This window comes from Flavobacterium sp. LHD-85 (genome assembly GCF_030929595.1).
Taxonomy (GTDB): domain Bacteria; phylum Bacteroidota; class Bacteroidia; order Flavobacteriales; family Flavobacteriaceae; genus Flavobacterium.
The window spans coordinates 1-17,784 of the sequence record NZ_JAVFVR010000027.1 but is presented as its reverse complement, the minus strand read 5'-3'; the positions used below and the strand labels follow the sequence as shown (position 1 = coordinate 17,784).

Below are 17,784 nucleotides of genomic sequence, written 5' to 3'. Positions count from 1 at the left end.
GCATAAACAAACCACGGCGTAGCTGCAATAAGCAGAAAAAGGCGAACATCGCATCCGAGAATCTAACAAGCCAATAGTTGCTATATGTCTAAATGGGGATTGCCTAAGTCGAAATGCCACTATTGTGGCTATGGAGAAAAGCTCCTGAATATTCGATAAGGTAACGGAGCCTCCGTAGTAGTCTGAGCAAGGGAAAGCCTTGTACATGGCGAAGGGAGGCAGTCAATTTAGTTTAATACGGTTAATGGAAAATGTGAGAGACATTATGAGAAATCCAGAAATAGTATTGAACAGTCTAATAAAGCACAGCGGAGATTCGAGTTATAAATTCGAAAGGCTGTACAAAGTTCTGTTCAATGAAGAGATGTACTATACTGCTTATCAAAAAATCTACAGCAAAGTAGGTAATATGACAAAAGGTATCGATGGAAAAACCATCGATGGAATGAGTATATCCCGCATTGAAAGGCTGATTGAATCGCTTAAAAGCGAAACCTACCAGCCAAACCCATCCGAGAGGATTTATATACCGAAGAAAAATGGTAAGAAACGTCCGCTTGGAATACCCTCTTTCGATGATAAACTAGTACAAGAAGTTATCCGAATGATTTTGGAAGCCATATACGAGGGCCATTTTGAACATACTTCACATGGTTTCAGACCACAGAGAAGTTGTCATACGGCTTTAATAAGTGTTCAACAATCATTTACAGCTGTACGATGGTTCATTGAGGGCGATATAAGAGGCTTCTTTGATAATATCAATCATGAAGTGTTGATTGAAATCCTTAAAGAGCGTATCGCCGATGACAGGTTCATCCGTTTAATTAGGAAGTTCCTAAATGCAGGGTATATCGAAGATTGGGTGTATCACAAAACATTTAGTGGTACACCGCAAGGGGGAATTATAAGTCCAATCCTTGCCAACATCTACCTTGATAAACTTGATAAATATATTAAGGAGTACATCAAAGAATTCGATAAAGGGGAAAGAACTACGGCAACACGCCAGTACAGATTATACGAACAGAGACGATACCGCTTGGCAAAGAAACTGGAATGTGAGACAGATGAAACTGTTAGAGCGCAAATGATTGCAGACATTAAGGAACTACGACAAGAAAGAAACAAATATCCAGCTTATAATAAGATGGATAGTAGTTATAGAAAGTTGAAGTATGTAAGATATGCGGATGACTTTCTTATCGGGATCATAGGTAGTAAAGAAGATTGTAAAAGGATTAAGGACGACATTAAGAACTTTCTTATTGAAAAACTGAAACTTGAACTCTCGGATGAAAAAACCTTGATAACCAATGCTAAGAAACCAGCTAAATTCTTAGGCTTTGATGTCTACGTGCGTAAATCCAATGATACAAAGAGGGATAAGCACGGTAAAACAGTGAGATGCTTTGGAGACAAGATTGTACTCTATGTAACAGCAGAGGTGATGAAGAAAAAACTACTGAGTTATAATGCGGTAAAATTAATTACACAGAAAGGCACAGAGGTTTGGGAACCACGCTCTCGATATTACATGAAAGACTTAGATGATTTAGAGATCATCAGTCAGGTAAATTCTGAAATCCGAGGCTTTTACAATTACTACGCAATCGCTAATAACAGTTCATATGTTCAGTCATTTTCTTATATCATGGAGTACAGTATGTACAAAACGTATGCACTGAAATATCAAACCTCGATAAGTAAGGAAAAGGCAAAAAAGTGTATAAACGGAGTGTTCTCTATTCCTTACAAAAACAAGAAAGGAGATATAATCTACAGACGCTTTTACAATGAAGGTTTCAAACGCCAGAAAATTGCTCGTGGAGCTTACGTGGACAACTTACCCATGACCGTTACAATCACAGGTGGAAGAAACAGCCTTATAGCAAGGCTGCAAAATGAAAAATGCGAATTATGCGGTGCAGACGAAAAATTAGAAATGCATCACATAAGAAAGCTGAAAGACCTGAAAGGTTAAGAAGATTGGATGAAAAGAATGATTGCAAGGAAAAGAAAAACCTTGGCAGTATGTTCAAAATGCCACGATAAGATACACGCAGGAAAGTTAGACTGAATAAATTGATGGAGAGCCGTATACCTGGAGACAGGTACGTACGGTTCGGGGGAGAGTTCTTGGAAACCTGCTATAGTTAATATAGCAAGGCGCCGGGTTCTTATCCTACGCCTACACCACCGAAGAAACTGAAAAAATGGAAGTGATGCAGCGTGCTGCGGGACTGGACGGCAATGTTGAACTCGCCATCAAGCAGATCGCCTCTCAAAGACGGGATAATGAAATCAATTTACAATAACAATTTAAAGATTAAACAAATGAAAAAAATACTATTCATGGTGTTTACGGCACTCACACTGGCTGCCGCACCATCAGCAGAAGCCCAATTTGTAGTAACTGACCCAGCCAATCTGGCTTCGGGTATCTTAAACAGTGCCAATGAAATCATACAGACCTCATCAACGGTAAGCAACGTAGTGAAAAACTTCAAAGAAGTTGAAAAAGTGTATAAGCAGGGCAAGGAATATTACGATAAACTGCAGGCTGTAAGCAATCTTGTCAAGGATGCCCGCAAAGTACAGCAGACAGTTCTTCTTGTCGGGAATGTTTCGGAAATGTATGTGCAGAATTTCGGAAGGATGATGAATGATCCTAATTTTTCCGCTCAGGAACTTGCAGCCATAGCCAATGGTTATTCAGCCCTTCTGGGCGAAAGCACCGAGCTTCTAAAAGAGCTCAAACAGATTGTATCCTCATCCAGCCTTTCACTGAATGATAAGGAACGAATGGATATAATCGACCGTGTCTACAAAGAAGTGAAAGAGTACCACAGTCTGGTGCGCTACTATACCAATAAAAACATTTCGGTAAGCATTCTAAGGGCAAAGAAACAGAACAATACCAAAAGGGTGCTGGATCTCTATGGCACCCCAAATCAAAAATACTGGTAAACGATGGAATTTAATAACCTTCACGAAGTACTCAGATCGCTGTATGATGAAATGCTCCCGCTCTCTGCCGATATGGCCGCAGTGGCAAAAGGTCTGGCCGGACTCGGAGCGCTGTTCTTTGTATCCATGAGGGTCTGGCAGGCATTAAGCCGCGCGGAACCAATTGATATGTACCCATTACTGAGACCTTTTGCCCTGGGATTATGCATTATGTTTTTCCCTGCCATGGTACTGGGTTCAATCAATGCCATATTAAGCCCCATTGTACAGGGAACGCACAGCATACTGGAGGATCAGATTTTGGATCTCAATGACCTGCAGGCAAAAAAGGACCTCCTGGACCACGAAGCAATGATCCGCAATCCCGAAACCGCTTATATGATATCCGACGCGGAATTCGACAAAAAACTCGATGAACTGGGATGGTCGCCTTCGGACATTGGGACAATGGCAGGAATGTATATGGACAGGCAGGCTTATCAGATGGAAAAAGCGCTTAAGGAATGGTTCCGCAACCTGCTGAAAATACTTTTTCAGGCAGCTGCTCTGGTGATAGATACCATCCGCACTTTTTTCCTTATTGTACTGTCCATACTCGGGCCAATCGCCTTTGCCATATCGGTCTGGGACGGCTTTCAGTCTACCCTTACCCAGTGGATTACAAGATATGTAAGCGTCTACCTATGGCTTCCAGTGGCAGATCTGTTCAGCTCGATGCTCGCCAAGATACAGTCCCTGATTATCGAAAGGGATATTGAGATGCTTGGCGACCCGTCTTTCATTCCCGATGCAACGGACACAGTGTATATCATCTGTGCGCCCGTCTAGGTTGTATAATAAATGTGTCTTTGGCAAGACACTAGGCTTGTATTCCGCTAGCCTATCATCAGCCAACTTATCTGTTAGGGAAACTGAGCAGGGAGTGTAGCATGTTGGTAAAGGCGTAAGTCAGAAAGTTATCATTCTGCTACTGAACGTCGAGATGAAATGATAGATATGAGGATAAAGTCCGAATTGATTAAATGGCAGTCCAAGTGGTCGATGTAGGGACTTTGACGTAAGATAACTAAACTCGTCATATTACGATACTACGCTAACGAAGATTAGTAGCAGTAGCAGGAATAAATCGTAACACAACCATAGTAAATGGAAAAGGACGGAAACCATATCCGACAATCTATCGAGCCATAGTTATTATACAGCAAACGGGGATTACCTTCCTCGGAACGCCGCTGGTGCGGCTATAAAGCGTAGGCTTTTGAATATCCGAAATGGTAACGGAGCTTCCGTAGTAGTTCGAGCAAGGGAAAGCCTTGTACATGGCGAAGGGAAGCAGTTAAAGGTTTAATACAATTAATGAACAATGTGTGAGACATTATGAGAAATTCTGCAAAAGTATTGAACGGTCTATCAAAGTATAGCCCACAAGTAAACTATAGGTACGAAAGACTTTATAGAATATTGTTCAACGAAGAAATGTTCTACAATGCCTACCAACGCATTTATGCTAAGGAGGGCAATATGACAGAAGGTTCCGATGGGAAAACAATTGACGGCATGAGTCTAAATCGTATCTCTAAACTAATCGATTTGTTAAGAACAGAAGCATATCAGCCTCAGCCCTCTAGAAGGACGTACATCGAAAAGAAAGATGGCAAAATGCGTCCTCTTGGAATTCCGTCTTTTGACGATAAGTTGGTGCAGGAGGTAGTTCGAATGATTCTTGAGGCTATTTATGAAGGACAGTTCTTAGACTGTTCACATGGCTTCAGACCCAAACGTAGCTGCCATACAGCATTAATAAAAATAAAAAAGACTTTCACAGGCGCAAAATGGTTCGTTGAAGGAGATATTAAAAGCTTTTTTGATGCGATAAATCACGAGATTTTAATCGGAGTCCTCAAAGAGCGCATCTCAGATGACCGATTTCTGCGTCTTATAAGGAAATTCCTTAAAGCGGGATATGTTGAAGAATGGACTTTTCACAAGACCTATAGTGGAACTCCACAAGGAGGTATTGTCAGTCCAATTTTGGCAAACATATATTTGGACAAACTGGACAGATACATGCTGAAATATGCGGAGAGCTTTGGAACAGGTGCAAGAAGAAAACCGCATCCAACTAGGAGCATGTTCGAAAACAAAAAGAAGTGGGCTACGCAAAAACTTAAAAATGTCAGAGATGAAAATGAACGCCTGGCAGTAGTAAAACAGATCAAAGCGATTGACAAGGAAAGACTATCCATTCCTAGTTGTGATGAAATGGATGATAGTTACAAAAGATTGCAATATGTGAGATATGCTGATGATTTTCTGATTGGAATAATCGGGAGTAAAGAAGATAGTAAAAGGATTAAAGATGACATCAAGAAATTTCTTGAAGCAGAACTGAAACTAGAATTGTCTGAAATGAAAACCCTAATTACCCATACGGAAAAACCAGCTAAATTCCTTGGATATGAAGTCTTGGTAAGAAAATCCAATCTCGCAAGAAGGGACAAAATGAATAGACTTACGAGAACCTATAATGCAAAGGTATATCTCCGTATTTCTATGGACACCATAAAGCAGAAATTGCTTGATTCCGAAATTCTTGAAATAAAAAAGAAGAACAACGGAAAAGAATGGTGGAAACCAAGGGAAGACACAAAATGTCTACATAAAGATGATCTGGAAATTCTTCAAATGTATAATTACAAATTACGAGGATTTACCAATTACTATGCTATAGCAAACAATAGTGCACTATTACACTCTTATTCATACATGATGGAATACAGCATGTATAGGACATTTGCTTGCAAATACAAAAGCAGTGTCCGTAAGATTCTCCGCAAATATCAGAGAGATGGTGTATTTACGGTTAGCTATACCAATAAAAAGGGAGACGTAAGAAGCCAATCTTTTTACAAAACGAGTTTTGCAACAAGCATGCCTGTAGAAAATACGCAACTTGACAATAAAACCCCGCTATATCACTCTAACAGCACTAGTCTTATAGACAGACTGAAAGCTGAAAAGTGTGAGATATGTGGAGCAAATGAGAAATTGGATATGCATCACGTTAGAAAGCTCAAAAATTTAGACGGCAAAGGATACGCCGACAGATTAATGATTGCTAGACGTAGGAAAACAATCGCTCTTTGTCGAGGTTGCCATCAGAAAACACATGCTGGAAAGATAGATTGACTCTTTAATGGAGAGCCGGATACGCTGAGAGGTGTAAGTCCGGTTCGGGGGCGAGCTTTTGGAAACCTACCATCGAAATATGGTAAGGCGCTGGATGCTTAGCCTACTTATGATTATCGGCATTGTCGGATACTTTACCATTCCCACTGTGACGGGCTGGGTCATTCAAGCCGGCGGAGGAACAAATTTTTTGCGTAATGTACACCAGACTGCAGTGAAATCCGGAAATATTGCGGGTGCCGGGGCCGGTTCGGCAGCAGGAAATATCAGCGGAAAGCTGATTGGCAAATAACTAAAAAAAAATAAGAAATGGAATTTAAAACACTTAGAAATATTGAAAACAGCTTCAGGCAGATCAGGTTGTATGCGATTGTTTTTTCGCTTCTCTGTGCAGCTGTTACCGGATATGCCTTATGGCGTTCTTACAGTTTTGCCGAACAGCAGCGCCAGAAAGTCTATGTATTGGATAATGGCAAATCACTGATGCTGGCACTTGCCCAGGATGCATCCATCAACCGTCCTGTTGAAGGCAGGGAGCACGTAAGACGTTTTCACGAACTGTTCTTTACCCTTGCCCCCGATAAAAATGCAATTGAAAACAATATGAAACGGGCATTCAATCTCGCAGATAAAAGTGCTTTTGACTATTACAAAGACTTGTCTGAAAAGGGATACTACAACCGGATCATATCGGGAAATGTGCAGCAGCGAATCGAAATAGACAGTGTGGTCTGCAATTTTGAAATTTATCCCTATACCGCGCGCACTTATGCCAGACAATTTATAATCCGTTCGAGCAATGTTACAAAACGCAGCCTGGTTACCACATGTCTGCTCTTAAACTCGGTCCGTTCTGACAGTAACCCGCAGGGCTTCAATATCGAAAAGTTTGGCGTGGCAGAAAACAGGGACATTGAGATAATCGAACGTTAAAACCAGTCTTATGGAAGCATTTTCAGATTTAAGCACGTTTGCAGAAATCCTGACGGGTAAAGGATACGACGGCTATTTCCAAACACAGGGATCGTACGCGGGAAAGCTGAAAGACAGCATTGGTGAATACCTCGAAAGTTGCAGGAAAGGCACCGAGAGTCCGCCTAAGGGACACCTGCATCTGACAGGCTATCTCCAATGGACGAGTGATGACAGCCCCCGCATAGAATGCAGTTTATGGGTAAAATACCTAAACGGAAAATTCTCACTAGACCGCATGGAAGTAGCCCGAAAAGATCGTTTTGGAAAGCTTCTTAAAAAAACGGAACTGGCAGACCTTTCAAACATATCCGCGCCCAAAGCAGCTGAAGCGGCTGCACTGGTGAATGAAGATCAACAGCAAAAATCCGAGAACAGCCCTAAGCGTTTCAAGCTGTAACGGCAGAAAAAGAAAGACTATGGAAAAATTAAGAAAAAATATCGAGCGGCATTTTGAAAAACTGGACAAACATTGGCAGGGACTGCCCCTTGGCAGACAGCATCAGTATATGCTGTACTTGTTTCTGGGTTACCTGCTGCTTACCGCTGCGGTCATTGGAAGAGTGATTTATGACACATCAAAGTCCCGCAACGATATGTCCATTGAACATATCGAAAACCTCCCTTCAAAGAAAAATGCCGTTCCTGCCAGACTGCAGGACAGCGCATCCGTAATTTTAAAAAATAATATTTATGAAAGAAAACAACAACAAGAAACCGGCTGTACGCGTAACGGAAGGTAATGCTCCTGCAGCCGCTGATGTGCTGCAGTACAGCGAACAGAACAGATTTGAAAAGCTGAAAAAGCCGCTTATTTTAGGTTTAATGGGAATTGTATTTGCTGGCTGCATGTACCTCATCTTTAAACCATCCCAAGATAAAATCCTGATTGAGAAAGCAGGGCTGAATGATGCCGTGCCACAGGCTACCGGCGCAGGAATGCCCGAAGATAAAGGCAAGGCTTATGAACAGGAAATGCTTGAACGCAAAGAGCAGGATAAACGAAATGACCTAGCTACGCTTTCAGACTACTGGAACTCAGACAATGAACTGGGAAAAGAAGAGCAGACACATGAGGAAAATGAAAGTGCTGGTTATGGTGCCGGCGGGAATACCGAAAAATATGGCAGTCCGGCCGTGCACAGCTACAGGAATGCACAGAATGAACTTGGATCATTCTATGAGAATGATAACAGCGAAACCCGCGAGCTCCGCAGGCAATTGGATGAACTCAAAGAAAAACTGGCTGAAAAAGATGTACCTGCTGCGATAACCGCCTCCGACCAATTGGCCCTGATGGAAAAATCCTATCAGATGGCCGCAAAATATCTTCCTTCACAACAAGCCGGAAGTGAAAGTTCTGACAGAAACTTTACTGCTGCTCCCGCCGCGTCCGAGAAAAATTATTTTACATCATTTATACAGGCAGAAAAAAGCACCATTTCTTCGCTTTACCGTGAGCCCTCAGACAGCACATTTTATGCCCCTGATAACCAGAACAAAAATCATGGTTTTAATTCAGCAGGTTTGCAGGAGAAGAAAGGTGCTGCGAAAAATAGTGTAAGGGCCTGCGTCCACCAGACCCAGACCATTTCCGGCGAGGGAGCCGTCAGAGTGCGATTATTGGAGGCGGCTAAAATACCCCAACATATTATTGCGTCGGGCACACTATTAACTGCCGTATGTAAAATTCAGGCAGGGCGCCTGCAGTTAAAGATTTCTTCAATAGAAATCGACGGCAGCATTATTCCCGCAGATATAATCATTTATGATCTTGACGGACAGCAGGGCCTGCATGTTCCTTACTCCTCTGAAATGAATGCTCTTACAGAAATAGCCGGCAATATGAGCCAGAACTCCGGAACAAGCATAATGATGACACAGTCTGCCGGACAGCAGGCAGCCGCAGATTTAAGCCGTGGAGCTGTCCAGGGGATTTCTGGCTACTTCGCAAAAAAAATAAGAACATCTAAAGTTACCCTCAAAGCAGGCCATCAGGTTCTGCTTGTTTCCAAAAAATAAAAACAATCCTAAATAATTAAATTATGAAAAAGCATTTTAAAAACCTGTGTGCATGTGCCCTGTTATTAATCATTACACTTACTTCTTCTGCCCAGAACAATGATACAGATCAGGCTTTGGGAAAGATCGAACCCTATCAGATACAGGTAACATACGATAAGACTTCACATCTTATATTCCCTGCCGCTATCCGTTATGTTGATTTGGGCAGCGATTACCTTATTGCAGCAAAAGCTGAAGATGCGGACAATGTTCTGCGCATCAAAGCTTCTTCAAAGGAATTTGAGCCGGAAACCAATTTTTCGGTCATCACGGATGACGGCCGTTTTTACACCTTTGATGTGCGGTACAGCTCCTGTCCCCAATCTCTGAGTTATAACCTGCATACGATCCCGAAGACTGCGCAAAAAACAAACTCAAGCGATGTTCTTTTTGAAGAGCTGGGAAAGACCCCTGTTTCTCTGGCAGCGCTTATTATGGAGACCATTTATAACAATAAAAAACGAATCGTAAAACACATAGGGTCTGAAAGTTTCGGAATACAGTTTCTATTAAAAGGAATATACATTCATAATGACACCTATTATTTCCATACCCATCTTATAAACCATACAAATGTTCCTTTTAGGATTGATTTTATCAACTTTAAAATTGCGGACAAAAAAACCGCAAAAAGAACCGCATCCCAGCAGAGACTCTTACTTCCTCTTCGTATCTATAGTCCTGTGGATGTGATTATCGGCAGATCGTCAGAACAGAACGTATTTCTGCTGGATCAGTTTACAATAGATGATGATAAGATACTTCAGATTGAAATTTTTGAGAAAAACGGCGGAAGGCATCAGACCCTTCAGATTGAAAATTCGGATCTGGTAAAAGCCCGATTAATAAGCAGCATGCATCTGAAATTTTAAAAACCCTAACAACAAATCAAAATGAAAAAGCTTATATATACTTTAATGCTCATCTTAGCGGGCATTCTCACAGCGTATCCGCAGCGTATGCTCCCCGGAAAAAAGGGATTAGAAATTAATGCAGGAATACTCCCCGGCGATGCACCCAAAAGCAATTATTACCTAAACGGTACGATGACAGTAAATGGTAAAAATGGAAATTACCAGCTGTGGGCTCTGGAGTATTCGCGCCAGCACTTCCATTATAAAGACCATTCCATTCCGCAGGAAACCTACAGCGCAGAAGCAGGTTACAGTTTTTTTATTCTAGGTGACATCTCCAGAAATATTGCTCTTAATACTTCAGTTACGGCTTTGGCAGGATACGAAAGCATCAATAAAGGAGAAACAAATCTCTTTGACGGGGCAGAACTGCTCAGCGGGGACAATTTCATTTACGGCGGCGGATTACGGCTTTCCCTTGAAATTTATTTATCCGATTATCTGGTGCTTGTTCTGCAGGCACGCTTAAAAGCATTATGGGGTACAGATCTGGAAAGACTGCGACCGTCTACAGGTGCAGGATTAAGGTTTAATCTTTAAAAAAAATAAAAATATGACAGCATTTTTCAATAAATTCAGACGAGGATCAATTCCTATATTTCTATTGCTATTCTTAATAAGCACAGCCGTTATTCTGTCCTGCGAAAAGGATGATCTGGAAACCCGCAGCAATTTCCCTTTTGAGGTCAAGGTCATGCCTGTGCCGTCAGCTATATCGGAAGGAAGAACAGCGGAAATTAGAGTCCGCATAGAAAAAACAGGCCAATATGAGGGCACAAAGTATTTTATCAGGTATTTTCAGTTTGAAGGACAGGGCATCCTTCAGTATTACGACCAGCCGCCCTACCTGCCAAATGATTTACACCTGCTGCCCTCAGAGAATTTTAGATTGTACTATACCTCAAATTCTCTGGTTTCGCAGTCTTTTGATATTTGGATTTCAGATAATTTTGGCAATGAGAAAAAACTAAGTTTTGAGTTTAACAGTTCTGATTAGGCATTATTAAGCAGCTGCTTAAAATACAAAATGACCTGCTGAAAACGGCAGGTCATTTTGTATTTTAGCGTAAAGTAACTCTACTTAACTATTAAAACACTCAACTGAACCATCTGTCAATGGTTTGTTCCAATTTATTAAAATTAATAACGTAATCCAGTTCAGAAATAACAGGATAACGTGAAATAACGAAATGTTCAATTTTATCCAATTTTAATTTATCTGTGATAAGACTTTCCCTGTCAAGTTCTTTCTTATAAGCTTTAATATAATAGCGAACAAGCCTTTTATTAAGTCTTGTCGTCAAAAGTGCATTTTCCTGAACCCTGCTTATATCTATTAAATTATTCTTGCATTGGAAATTATATATTTTATCTCCTTTAATGGCTATAACATCAAATTCTTTTCTTTCAATTCTAGTAATGGGAGTCACCTCAAATCCTTTGTTTTCTAATATCTTTCTGATTTTATCTTCAAAAACAAAACCTGAATTAATCTGAAAAGATTTGTTTTTATTCAAGAATATCTGCATACGGCTGGTGATAAACCTGTTTAGTAAAACAACAGAGGTATAATACATATCATCAACCAGCTGAAATAGTGAAACAAAATTTGAAGCAGAGAAATAATCGTTTGAATTCCCAAATATTTTAATTTTATGAATATAAGGTTTGATGTGCTGTTTAAATTCAGCTTGAGGGATACAGATATTGAAATCATCCGCACAATAATCCTTTAATTTATACACAAGAAAAGATAATTCCAGGTATTCATCTGCATTACCTACCTCATACTTTTGAAATACGGATGAGACCATTTGTATATTACTTTCTGCTTCGGCGAATGAAAAAACTTTATCTTCCGGAATTACAATCGATTTTGTTCCCTCAGTTTGTGCGGCACGGAACTCCAGCTGGTCCACCATCGTTAATGTCTGGGGTTCGAGAAAGAAACCTTCCAGATTATAATAGCTATGGCTTTTCACAGGAGGATCTACTGAAAAATCAATTGAAAAATCACTGATAGCATTTTTCAAAACTGTATCATAATACAGGGTGGTTACGGTTTGAAGACAGGAATCTATAACATATTGAAATTCCTTTAAAGTATTTATATAATTGAACTTATATGTACCTTGTGCCCAGAGGGGAATAAGATCTAAAAGTGTCACAAAGTATTTTCTTTTGGACTGATAATAAAACAATGCTGACTTCACATAGGCAAAATTAAAAGGCATTGCCTCAATGAGGTTCATTCTTGCATAATCCATTGTACCGTGATAATTCATTTTTGCAAAATTAAGAAATCTAAAAGCGACTTCATGCCCAAACTGAGATTCAACTTTTGAATTAACGTCCATGAATTTAGCTAATTCCGCATCATTCTTAAAATTAAATGAAAGCTCCATAAAACTATTCGCAGTATTCTGATCTTCAATCTCATGATACAAATTCAAAAACTCATCTATACTCCTGATCAACAGCCTCCAGTTATGATAAAGAGATACAGGCTCATACCTGCTGAAATGTTTTTTAATTGCATCCATGGAGTAATCAGATGCGCTTTTTAAAAATTCGTCTAACTGATCTCCTGACAGCTTTTCTTTTGGTGTTTTCATTTATTTATTAAAAGGTTTACAATATTGTACGCTAAACTTATTGAAAAGTTTTAAATTAAGTTAGAAAAATTTCTTCCAGTAAAAAAACAGCATCAGACCAAAGGATTTCTTTTGCTTCTTTTCTTTGCCTTGGACGCATAAAGAAAAGAAGTCCGCCGAAAACAAGAAAAGGGATACTGAATATCCCTTGAAAAAAAACTCAGCTTCTCAGTTAAAATTGCGGGTACTGCATTTTGGCTGAGGTGCTGTTCCTATTTAACGCAAAAAGACTGTCCCGACCAGAGGAAGGGAGTGTCTTTTTGCCGCCCGCTTTTCGGGCTTATCCCACTTTTAAGGGATGGGAGCTGAAATTTTTAAGGTTAAGAAAAAATCCCCTGTTCTCGGTCATGCCAAAGCGGAACAGATTCCACAGCAGGGAGCATCCCATCTGGGCGAGTGCCGAGTTGATAAACAAATCCTGTTTTTCAAGAGCCTCTGCAAGGGAACAGCTCGGCGCATCATCAGCAGATTCGGAATGCTCCAATAACTCCCCAAATTCATCAGTCACAAACGGCAGTGATGCCACGGTGTGGTACTTCTGCGAATCAGGCTGTTTTATTTCAGAAACTGTTGACAAAATAACCTGACCTGCATACTGGCTGTTGCCGAAGTCCATCCAGTATTTCGGGTCGTCCCTGTGGTGTCTGCCATTAGCGTATAGCTTTAAAATATCTGCTGTCTCAAAACGGGATTTCACATTATCCACGCAGGTAATATAAATAGAAGCCAGTGCGTTTTGGGGCAGTCTTCCAAGCTCATCTTTTTCAAATTTTGAGATTTCCGCTTTCCAGTTTGTTCCCATAAAACGATTGGCACGGTTTATAAGCGCTGAAGCCTTATAAAGCCCTATTTCGCACTGGGCAAAGCGCTGTCTGCCTATATTGGCACCCGTCACAATATCGTCATCCCAAAGACGCACGGAAATTCCTGCGTGCCCCAGTGCAGTCAGGCTGTGGTTCATTTCCATAAGGGCGGTCAATACTTTTGAGCCTGTCCCGCCTGCCCCTATCAAATTTACTGTTACAGGATTTGTCGGGCTTATCAGATAACTATCCGTAAAATGTATTTTTGTTTTATCTGCATTCATCACAATAGGTTTTTAAGTGTTTTATGATTCTTTTGTAGCACTTCCTTGGGGAAAAGATTCCCTGTTCCGATGAGGTCTTTCCAAAGGCTTACGCAGTTTCCTTTTATGGGGCTTTTCTTCCCCATCAAATGGCTGAAATAACTGTTGAAAAAATAGTCTTCCCAAGCATTAGTAAATTCTTCAACCGAAGCAGATTTTTTAATATTTATATTAACCGACCCCATGCAGACCTTTCCGTCCTCGTAGATATTGAAAAACGGGGCGCTGTACAATGGTGTTTTCTCTGACGGCCTGCTGTTCCCTGCAAGGGCGAAAACCCTTAAACTGTTCTTGGTAGCATGCCAGAGCATAGCAGGCACATTTCCAAAACCGCTCGGAATGCCAAGGCTTTCCACAAAAAACAGTTTTCTGCTCTGCGCTTTGGAATACCATAAAACTGCGCCTTTATCCTTACTGGGATTGATATGCAGTATTTCGGTTTTCATAATACCGCCTGACTGCAGAAAGGCAGTGTCTTTCTGCTTTTCAGTCAGCAGTGCCCCTGCCAGTGCTTCCGCTTCACGCACCGTAAGGGGATGGGCATTTACGGGACTGCCGTTTTTATCCATATCAAAATGTTCAACATACATTTGGCTGTCTGTTTTGGCCTGATAGAAAACCAGTGCGCATTTTGGATGGTATAATGTGCCGAAATCCTCCGTTATATCATGCATAGGTTTCATATTTCTTCATTTTTATAGTGATACAGCAGACTGCACATATCGTCCAGCAGATCAAATAACCTGCTTTCAAAATCAAGACTGCCATTTTCTTCTTCTCTGCTTTCAAAGCTTTTATAGATGGTCGGCTCATCCATCCCGCCATATTCGTTAAACTCGCTGTTGATGCTCTCTGCAATGCTCTCATAAAGCCATCCTTTAGTACTGGCTGTAAATGAAATATACTTTTCCATCCCGATGGTTTCATACTCGTCTGCACTGCCCTGGGAATCTTCTTTTAGAGGTGCATTTCGAAAGATGCTTTCAGTTGGATATTCTGCGAGTAAATCAAAGGCTTTTCGGGCGGTCACTTCACAATCACGGTCAAATTCATCACGGACTTTAAAAGAGTTTAACCTCTTTTCAAACACCTCTAAATTCATACCGCTCGAAATCTTCTGTTCCATGCGGTCACCAATCAGTTCCGCCTTTTCGAACTCAAGAATATCCTTTTGGTTTTCTTCCTGCTCATCGTCCTGTTCCATCGAGTCTTTGTGCATTTCGTACATCCAGTAGAGATAGCTGTTTTCCTGCCTGTGGTAGGGAATATCCGCAATGCGGTATAGATAGGAGCATACGCAGAGAAGAAGCTGTGCATTTTTTCTGTGCCTGCGGTTATGCAGCATCTGATAAAGCGGTTCAATCGGGATATAATACAGCGTAGTCCCTGTATTGTATTTCTCCTCACTGACAAAAAAAGTTTTCTCCCTGTCCTGCACCAAATGTATTTCGGGGCAGTTTAAAACATGTGTTTTCAGTTTTTCTTCCAAATCCCATAATGCCAGTGCGATGCTGTAAGGATATTCAAACTGGCTTGTCTGCATCATCTCTATTTTGTAATGCACTGCCAGATGAGAAAGCGACTTATAAAAATCTCTCTGCAATTTTGCAGTTCTTTTTAAAGCCTGTGCGGTTTTACTTTCCAGCAGTCTGGGCAGAAAGGAAGTCTTTAAAAAACCATCGGAAGCATCCCCAAAGGAACTGGCGTTAGTCTGTCTTTCTGAACCTCGCTCAGGTCTTTGGGTTTCTGCATCCATTCGGCAAACCTGCCGAACTGCTGATAGAGCTGTTTTTCTCTTTTCTGTTCGGGCAGTTTTACTGTTCCCGATATAATTGTTTTTCGCATGATTCATCGCTTTCAAATTTTGGCTATCCTTTAGTTCCCATTACGCTCTCAAATCGGTATTCGACTGCATCGTCCTTAATGGCAGGGGCAGATATTTTGGCGGTGGTCAATATGGGGTATGTTCCTGCATAAAAATTCAGGACGGCTTCTGCGCTCCATCTCGGTTCAGGGTCTGTGAGCCTGATTTCCTGTCCTTTGTCTTTGAGTATAAATACCCGATGCAACTGTGTGGCTAATAACATGGTTTCTGAATTTTAAATTAAAATTTATTCTTCTTCGGCTTCTTCTTCCTGCCCGCTTTCATCTATAGGATAATCCCCCTGCAGTTCTTCCTTTTTCAGCGGTTCGGGGTTATCCTGCCCTGCTTCGGCAAAAAGGCTCGGCGCAGAAAACTTATCGGACAATGCTGTTTTTCTACAGCGCAACTCGTCTGCTTTTTCGGGATATTCAGAAATCTCAGGCACTTTCATCCATGCCTCGCGAAATTTCCCCTCTTTTTCCAGTTCGTCAGCTTTTGCCATCGCATCCTTATATTTTTTATCCTTAGCTTGCGCATCTTTCTTCTGCTTATCGGCTTTTTCTTTCTCTGATGCTGACTGTTTTTTAGCTTCTTCCATCTGCTTCATAAAGGCTTCCATATTGACCATCAAGCCCGAAGCGCTCTGCACAGGCACAGTTACATTCTCAAAAAAACCGTTGTCAAGTTCCTCTGCTGTTCCCCTGAGATTAAGGGGAGGTATACTATTTTTTGCGTTATCTGTGCACGCTTCATTTTTGAGTATTACCGATACAATAAAATTGTTTTCTGCCCCTTTTGCTATGGTCAGGTGCAAATCTCCTGTTATGTGCATCTTTTCTATCTGATTGAAGAAATTTGTGTTCATTTTCTAATATTTTTAAAATTTGTGTTATTTTTTCTGCTTTTAATTTACTTTAAAAGTAAAGCTGTATGTTTATGACTGCTCGATGTGCTTCTGTTACCTGCGGTCAACGAACCATTCAATTTTCAGTTCTGTCTTTCTGTTAACAGTATAGACATATGAAAAAGCCATTTTTCTTTTTATGAACCTTATATTATCAACCCTCCAGTAAATTTTTCTCCTGAGAAACGGCATCTTAATTTTATCATTAGGAACTCCTGTTACTTCTTTTACCACTTTTAAAGGTTTGATAAATGCCACATTTTTTTTGGCATCAGGATAGTATGTGGTCAGCACAAGGTTATTGTCTCTGTCAAAAATTTCAAAACGCACAAAATTCCTGTCATTTACGATATCGATTATTAATTTTCGGACGTCAAAATTCCAATTCAGTGCTATCCTTTGTTTATCATCTGCGGTTGTGAGTATTCCAATATTCATAATTTTAGTTTTTAAGGCTGTCACCTTTAAAGGCGACAGCCTTTGTGTATCTAATTAAGGTTTAATATTTTCGTTCCTTCTGACTGGAAAGCGGTGCATAATTCAAAAGCCTTCTGTGCCTTGCCCTGTGCTGTGCCTCCGAGTACTATCGACTGAAGTTTAGCTTCCTTGTCCTTGTAAGTGCGTACATTCTGATAGTAGCCTGTCACGGCATTATAAGCCCCGAAAAGTGTTCCTTTGGTGGTCTGCATCTGCTGGGCATCGCTCACCATTGCATAAGCAAAAGCATCTTCCACGGTATTTTTAAATACGGTCGAAACTTCGTCTTCTGCCCCTTTTTTAATTAAATCCAAAGTTTCTTTGTTAGGGCAGAGCGCAAGCTGAATGAGTTTTTTAACCTCCTGGTCTGTCACTCTGACTTTAGCCCACTGGTTAAAAACACCTTCCAACTGAACACTTAATTTATCGGCAAGCCCCATTACTTTGTGGGCATCCTCCAATCGCTGTTTAGCCCCTGAGGTATGTCTGATGCGCACTACATTGCTCATAGAGCGGAGCGAAGCATTAAGTGGTTAGGGTGAGGTCACGGGTCGCCCCGCAACCTTCCCCACAGAACTGGACGTGCCACTTTCATGGCATCCAGCTCCCAGATTTAACTTATCCACATAATGTTGTTTGCGGTGGCAATG

The 17,784-nt window shown here is 40.9% G+C and carries 16 protein-coding genes and 4 pseudogenes; 12 read left to right on the top strand and 8 right to left on the bottom strand.

The window, feature by feature from the left end:
* The first annotated feature begins 265 nt into the window (after positions 1-265).
* From RB618_RS23420 to RB618_RS23365, 12 genes and pseudogenes are all read left to right on the top strand, one after another.
* Positions 266-2,080, top strand: a pseudogene (locus RB618_RS23420) (reverse transcriptase domain-containing protein).
* Between the two features lie 257 nt (positions 2,081-2,337).
* Entirely contained in the window at positions 2,338-2,970 is a 633-nt protein-coding gene (locus RB618_RS23415; RefSeq protein ID WP_308071043.1) for a DUF4141 domain-containing protein, read from the top strand.
* Positions 2,971-2,973: 3 nt separating this feature from the next.
* Positions 2,974-3,783: pseudogene (traJ, locus tag RB618_RS23410) on the top strand (conjugative transposon protein TraJ); the annotation flags it as partial.
* Positions 3,784-4,347: 564 nt separating this feature from the next.
* On the top strand, positions 4,348-6,159 hold the full coding sequence (locus RB618_RS23405) for a reverse transcriptase domain-containing protein (RefSeq protein ID WP_308071042.1): 1,812 nt from the start codon (positions 4,348-4,350) through the stop codon (positions 6,157-6,159).
* Between the two features lie 103 nt (positions 6,160-6,262).
* A pseudogene (locus tag RB618_RS23400) lies at positions 6,263-6,451 on the top strand (conjugative transposon protein TraJ); the annotation flags it as partial.
* 17 nt (positions 6,452-6,468) lie between these two features.
* On the top strand, positions 6,469-7,092 hold the full coding sequence (gene traK / locus RB618_RS23395) for a conjugative transposon protein TraK (RefSeq protein ID WP_308071041.1): 624 nt from the start codon (positions 6,469-6,471) through the stop codon (positions 7,090-7,092).
* 10 nt (positions 7,093-7,102) lie between these two features.
* A complete protein-coding gene (locus RB618_RS23390; RefSeq protein WP_308071040.1) occupies positions 7,103-7,531 on the top strand; it encodes a hypothetical protein in 429 nt (142 codons plus the stop codon).
* Between the two features lie 19 nt (positions 7,532-7,550).
* Positions 7,551-7,874, top strand: a complete 324-nt coding sequence (locus tag RB618_RS23385) for a nitrogen regulatory IIA protein (RefSeq protein WP_308071039.1) — start codon at positions 7,551-7,553, stop codon at positions 7,872-7,874.
* Entirely contained in the window at positions 7,825-9,153 is a 1,329-nt protein-coding gene (gene traM / locus RB618_RS23380) for a conjugative transposon protein TraM (protein WP_308071038.1), read from the top strand. The genes RB618_RS23385 and traM overlap by 50 nt, the downstream gene beginning before the upstream one ends.
* A gap of 23 nt (positions 9,154-9,176) precedes the next feature.
* On the top strand, positions 9,177-10,067 hold the full coding sequence (gene traN, locus RB618_RS23375) for a conjugative transposon protein TraN (RefSeq protein ID WP_308071037.1): 891 nt from the start codon (positions 9,177-9,179) through the stop codon (positions 10,065-10,067).
* Between the two features lie 21 nt (positions 10,068-10,088).
* Positions 10,089-10,649, top strand: a complete 561-nt coding sequence (locus RB618_RS23370) for a conjugal transfer protein TraO (RefSeq protein ID WP_308071036.1) — start codon at positions 10,089-10,091, stop codon at positions 10,647-10,649.
* A 13-nt stretch (positions 10,650-10,662) separates the two neighbouring features.
* Positions 10,663-11,106 carry a DUF3872 domain-containing protein gene (locus tag RB618_RS23365; RefSeq protein WP_308071035.1) on the top strand — a complete coding sequence of 148 codons (444 nt, stop codon included), beginning with the start codon at positions 10,663-10,665 and terminating at the stop codon, positions 11,104-11,106.
* Positions 11,107-11,206: 100 nt separating this feature from the next.
* On the opposite strand, the gene RB618_RS23360 is transcribed toward RB618_RS23365, so the two are convergent.
* The 8 genes and pseudogenes from RB618_RS23360 to RB618_RS23325 form a co-directional block, all read right to left on the bottom strand.
* Positions 11,207-12,724, bottom strand: coding sequence for a hypothetical protein (locus RB618_RS23360; RefSeq protein WP_308071034.1), 1,518 nt, complete (start codon positions 12,722-12,724; stop codon positions 11,207-11,209).
* 319 nt (positions 12,725-13,043) lie between these two features.
* Positions 13,044-13,850 (bottom strand): PRTRC system ThiF family protein, encoded by an 807-nt coding sequence (locus RB618_RS23355; protein ID WP_308071033.1) that lies wholly within the window; start codon positions 13,848-13,850, stop codon positions 13,044-13,046.
* The gene (locus RB618_RS23350; protein WP_308071032.1) at positions 13,850-14,572 is read right to left on the bottom strand and encodes a PRTRC system protein B; all 723 of its coding nucleotides are present in this window, start codon (positions 14,570-14,572) and stop codon (positions 13,850-13,852) included. The genes RB618_RS23355 and RB618_RS23350 overlap by 1 nt, the downstream gene beginning before the upstream one ends.
* Positions 14,569-15,741: a hypothetical protein gene (locus tag RB618_RS23345; RefSeq protein ID WP_308071031.1), complete on the bottom strand. Its 1,173-nt coding sequence runs from the start codon at positions 15,739-15,741 to the stop codon at positions 14,569-14,571. Before RB618_RS23345 ends, RB618_RS23350 begins: the two co-directional genes overlap by 4 nt.
* 16 nt (positions 15,742-15,757) lie before the next feature.
* Entirely contained in the window at positions 15,758-15,976 is a 219-nt protein-coding gene (locus tag RB618_RS23340) for a PRTRC system protein C (RefSeq protein ID WP_308071030.1), read from the bottom strand.
* Between the two features lie 24 nt (positions 15,977-16,000).
* Positions 16,001-16,618 carry a PRTRC system protein E gene (locus RB618_RS23335; protein WP_308071029.1) on the bottom strand — a complete coding sequence of 206 codons (618 nt, stop codon included), beginning with the start codon at positions 16,616-16,618 and terminating at the stop codon, positions 16,001-16,003.
* A gap of 93 nt (positions 16,619-16,711) precedes the next feature.
* Positions 16,712-17,095, bottom strand: coding sequence for a hypothetical protein (locus RB618_RS23330; protein WP_308071028.1), 384 nt, complete (start codon positions 17,093-17,095; stop codon positions 16,712-16,714).
* A gap of 50 nt (positions 17,096-17,145) precedes the next feature.
* Positions 17,146-17,664: pseudogene (locus tag RB618_RS23325) on the bottom strand (DUF932 domain-containing protein); the annotation flags it as partial.
* Positions 17,665-17,784 lie beyond the last annotated feature (120 nt).